The sequence below is a fragment of the Guyparkeria sp. WRN-7 genome (assembly GCF_001641825.1).
Lineage (GTDB): Bacteria > Pseudomonadota > Gammaproteobacteria > Halothiobacillales > Halothiobacillaceae > Guyparkeria.
Genome location: NZ_LRFH01000012.1, coordinates 1 through 2,828 on the forward strand (window position 1 = coordinate 1; position 2,828 = coordinate 2,828).

The 2,828-nt window shown below is 61.5% G+C and carries 2 protein-coding genes and 1 pseudogene; all 3 read left to right on the forward strand.

Annotated elements, in window-relative coordinates; all coding sequences use genetic code 11:
* Positions 1 to 87 (forward strand): annotated as a pseudogene (gene rpsL, locus AWR35_RS04550) (30S ribosomal protein S12); the annotation flags it as partial.
* An 18-nt stretch (positions 88 to 105) separates the two neighbouring features.
* Complete coding sequence (gene rpsG, locus AWR35_RS04555; RefSeq protein WP_058574778.1) at positions 106 to 576, forward strand: 30S ribosomal protein S7; 471 nt, start codon at positions 106 to 108, stop codon at positions 574 to 576.
* Between the two features lie 30 nt (positions 577 to 606).
* Positions 607 to 2,703 carry an elongation factor G gene (fusA, locus tag AWR35_RS04560; RefSeq protein WP_058574779.1) on the forward strand — a complete coding sequence of 699 codons (2,097 nt, stop codon included), beginning with the start codon at positions 607 to 609 and terminating at the stop codon, positions 2,701 to 2,703.
* Positions 2,704 to 2,828: the final 125 nt, after the last annotated feature.

A 2,828-nucleotide genomic window follows, 5' to 3' on the forward strand; every position in this document is an offset into this window, starting at 1 on the left:
GTCGTCCGCGGCAGCCTCGATACCCAGGGTGTCGAGAAGCGCCGTCAGGGTCGTTCGAAGTACGGCGCCAAGCGTCCGAAGAGCTAATCAACGGTAGGATTCAACATGCCCCGTAGAAGAGAAGTCCCCAAGCGCGAGATTCTGCCGGATCCGAAATTCGGCAATGTCACCGTCGCGAAATTCATCAACATGATCATGCTCAGCGGCAAGAAGGCCGTTGCCGAGCGTCTGCTGTACGACGCGATGGACATGATCGAGTCAAAGGGCAAGGGTCACCCGGTCGAGGTCGTCGAGAAGGCGCTGGAAAACGTCGCTCCGTCGGTCGAGGTCAAGTCCCGTCGTGTTGGTGGTGCCACCTATCAGGTGCCGGTCGAAGTGCGCCCGGTGCGTCGTTCGTCGCTGGCCATGCGCTGGCTGATCGAAGCCGCCCGCAAGCGTGGCGAGAAGACCATGGCCCAGAAAATGGCCGGTGAGCTGTCGGATGCCGCCGAAGGTCGTGGTTCCGCTGTCAAGAAGCGTGAAGACACGCACCGCATGGCCGAGGCCAACAAGGCCTTCGCCCACTTCCGCTGGTAATCCGCCGCTTTATTTAAGAGGTACTTTTACGTGTCCCGTACGACTCCGCTCGAGCGCTATCGCAACTTTGGCATCATGGCGCACATTGATGCCGGCAAGACCACGGCCACCGAGCGCATTCTGTTCTACACCGGTGTGTCCCACAAGATTGGTGAGGTGCATGACGGCGCCGCCACCATGGACTGGATGGACCAGGAACAGGAGCGCGGCATCACCATCACGTCGGCGGCGACCACTGCCTTCTGGCAGGGGATGGATCAGCAGTTCCAGAAGCACCGCCTGAACATCATCGATACCCCGGGGCACGTGGACTTCACCATCGAGGTGGAGCGTTCGCTGCGGGTTCTCGACGGCGCCGTGTTCGTCCTCTGTTCCGTTGGCGGCGTCCAGCCGCAGTCCGAGACCGTTTGGCGCCAGGCCAACAAGTACGGCGTGCCGCGTCTGGCGTTCGTCAACAAGATGGACCGCCAGGGCTCGGACTTCTTCCGCGTCATGGATCAGCTGAAGAAGCGCCTCGGCGCCAACCCGGTACCGATCGTCATCCCGATCGGCGCCGAGGAGAACTTCGAGGGCGTGGTCGATCTGATGCGAATGAAGGCCATCTACTGGAACACCGACGACATGGGCATGACCTATGACGAGCGGGACATTCCGGACGAGCTCAAGGAGCAGGCCGAGCAGTACCGCGAAGAGATGATCGAAGCGGCTGCTGAGTCCTCCGAGGAGCTGATGGAGAAGTACCTCGAGAACGGCGAGCTCTCCGAAGAGGAGATCAAGCAGGGCATCCGTCAGCGCACGCTGGATAACGAGATCATCCCGGCGCTCTGCGGCACGGCGTTCAAGAACAAGGGCATTCAGCGCCTGCTGGACGCGGTCATTGAGTACCTGCCGGCTCCGACCGAGGTTCCGGACATCAAGGGTGAGCTGCCGGACGGCACCGAAGCCCGCCGGAAGACCGGTGACGACCAGCCGTTCGCCGCACTGGCGTTCAAGATCATGACCGACCCGTTCGTCGGTTCGCTGGCGTTCTTCCGTGTCTACTCGGGTATCGTGAACGCCGGTGACGGCGTCCTGAACTCGACCAAGGGCAACCGCGAGCGCATCGGCCGTATCCTGCAGATGCACTCCAACAGCCGTGAAGAGGTCAAGTCGGTCTACGCGGGCGATATCGCCGCCGCCGTCGGTCTGAAGAACGTCACCACCGGTGAGACGCTCTGCGACCCGAAAGACCCGATCATCCTCGAGCGCATGGAGTTCCCGGATCCGGTTATCTCCGTGGCCGTCGAGCCGAAGACCAAGTCCGACCAGGAAAAGATGTCCCAGGCACTGGGTCGTCTGGCACAGGAGGATCCGTCCTTCCGTGTCCGTACCGACGAGGAGTCCGGCCAGACCATCATCTCCGGCATGGGTGAGCTGCACCTCGAGATCCTGGTCGACCGCATGCGCCGCGAGTTCAAGGTCGACGCGAACATCGGCAAGCCGCAGGTCGCCTACCGTGAGACCATCCGCAGCTCGATCGAGCAGGAAGGCAAGTTCGTTCGCCAGTCCGGCGGTCGCGGTCAGTACGGCCACGTCAAGCTGAACATCGAGCCGAACGAGGAAGGCGCCGGTTTCGAGTTCATCAACAAGATCGTTGGTGGCGTCGTCCCGAAGGAGTACATCCCGGCGGTCGAGCGTGGTGTCGAAGAGCAGATGCAGAACGGCGTCATCGCGGGCTACCCGATGGTCGACGTGAAGGTCACGCTGTATGACGGCTCCTACCACGAAGTCGACTCCAACGAGATGGCGTTCAAGGTCGCCGGCTCCATGGCCTTCAAGGAAGGCGCGCAGAAGGCCTCCCCGGCCCTGCTCGAGCCGATGATGAACGTCGAGATCGAAACGCCGGAAGAGTACATGGGTGACGTCATCGGTGACGTCAACCGTCGCCGCGGCATGGTCCAGGGCATGGAAGACATCCACGGCGGTGGCAAGCAGATCAAGGCCGAGGTGCCGCTGTCCGAGATGTTCGGCTACGCCACCGACCTGCGTTCTGCCACCCAGGGTCGTGCGACCTACTCCATGGAGTTCGGTCGTTACGCCGAGGCACCGAAGAGCGTGGTCGAGGAAGTCAGCAAAGGCGTCTCCTAAGACACCGCGGTCCACTGAATTTGTTTCCAGTTGAGGATATAAGACATGTCCAAAGAAAAGTTTGAACGTTCCAAGCCGCACGTAAACGTCGGCACGATCGGTCACGTTGACCACGGCAAGACCAC